General features: G+C 70.8%; 1 protein-coding gene and 1 pseudogene. Both read left to right on the plus strand.

The genetic code is table 11. From position 1 onward, the window contains the following. A pseudogene (locus G6028_RS01785) lies at window positions 1–306 on the plus strand (SGNH/GDSL hydrolase family protein); the annotation flags it as partial. Window positions 307–340: 34 nt separating this feature from the next. Continuing rightward, window positions 341–1,561: an acetyl-CoA C-acetyltransferase gene (locus G6028_RS01790; RefSeq protein WP_182610247.1), complete on the plus strand. Its 1,221-nt coding sequence runs from the start codon at window positions 341–343 to the stop codon at window positions 1,559–1,561. Window positions 1,562–1,612: the final 51 nt, after the last annotated feature.

A 1,612-nucleotide genomic window follows, 5' to 3' on the forward strand; every position in this document is an offset into this window, starting at 1 on the left:
GAGCGCGCCGCCGAGGACGCGGAGACCGCCGCCGAGGCGGCCGCGGACGGCGCGGACGACGAGCACCGCGAGTCGGTCGTCGCCCGGCTGACCAAGCGACTGACCGACTTCGTCCGTACCCACGAGGACGCGGAGGACCTCGACGAGAACACGTACCTGCATAATGAGGACGTGGACGGCGATCCGGAGAGCACGGGCGATGCCCGCGAGGCGGCGGACACCCTCCGCCGCCGGAGCCGCATCCTGCGCCTGACCCGCCCCACCCGGGACCTGTCCGCCCCGGAACTCACCCCCGACCACACCTAGCACCGAGTATCCACCCGCAAAGAAGGAGCCTTCCATGCCGGAAGCCGTGATCGTCTCGTACGCCCGCTCGCCCATCGGGCGCGCCAACAAGGGATCCCTCGTGGGTATCCGCTCGGATGACCTCGCCGCGCAGATGGTGACAGCGGCCCTCGCCAAGGTCCCGTCGCTCGACCCCACCCAGATCGACGACCTCATGCTGGGCTGCGGCCTGCCGGGCGGCGAGCAGGGCTTCAACATGGGCCGTGTCGTCTCCGTGCTCGCCGGCCTGGACACCGTCCCCGGCACCACGGTCAACCGCTACTGCTCCTCCTCGCTGCAGACCACCCGCATGGCGCTGCACGCGATCAAGGCCGGCGAGGGTGACGTGTTCATCTCCGCCGGTGTCGAGACCGTGACCAACTTCGCCAAGGGCACCTCCGACCACTGGCCGGACACCCACAACCCGCTCTTCGCCGACGCCGAGGCCCGCACCGGCACGCGCGCCGAGGGTGGCGCCGAGACGTGGACCGACCCCCGCGAGAACGGCCTGCTGCCGGACGTCTACATCCCGATGGGCCAGACCGCCGAGAACGTCGCGCAGATGACCGGCATCACCCGCGAGGAGCAGGATCACTGGGGCGTGCGCTCGCAGAACCGCGCTGTCGCCGCGGTCGAGAACGGCCACTTCGCCAACGAGATCACCCCTGTCACCATGCCCGACGGCACCGTGGTCTCCACCGACGACGGCCCGCGGCCCGGCACCACCTACGAGAAGATCTCGCAGCTCAAGCCGGTCTTCCGCCCCGACGGCACCATCGCGGCCGGCAACTGCTGCCCGCTCAACGACGGCGCCGCCGCCCTGGTGATCATGTCCGACACCAAGGCCAAGGAGCTCGGCCTCACGCCGCTCGCCCGCGTGGTGTCCACCGGCGTCTCGGGCCTGTCCCCCGAGATCATGGGCCTCGGCCCGATCCAGGCCGTCAAGAACGCCCTGAAGATCGCCGGCAAGTCGGTGTCCGACATCGACCTGTTCGAGATCAACGAGGCGTTCGCCGTCCAGGTCCTCGGCTCCGCCCGTGAGCTCGGGATCGAGGAGGACAAGCTCAACATCAACGGTGGCGCCATCGCGCTCGGCCACCCGTTCGGCATGACCGGCGCCCGCATCACCGCGTCGCTCATCAACAACCTGCAGGCCGCGGACAAGCAGTTCGGCGTCGAGACCATGTGCGTCGGCGGTGGCCAGGGCATGGCGATGGTGCTCGAGCGCCTGAGCTGATCCCCGCCCGCGCGGCCTGATCGCGCGCGCCCCGGCGCCCGCGCCCCGGCG

Source organism: Dietzia cercidiphylli, assembly GCF_014145145.1.
Lineage (GTDB): Bacteria > Actinomycetota > Actinomycetes > Mycobacteriales > Mycobacteriaceae > Dietzia > Dietzia natronolimnaea.

Excerpts from the sequence above, each read along its gene's own strand:
- G6028_RS01790 (WP_182610247.1), top strand. The coding sequence starts at position 341 with ATGCCGGAAGCCGTGATCGTCTCGTACGCCCGCTCGCCCATCGGGCGC.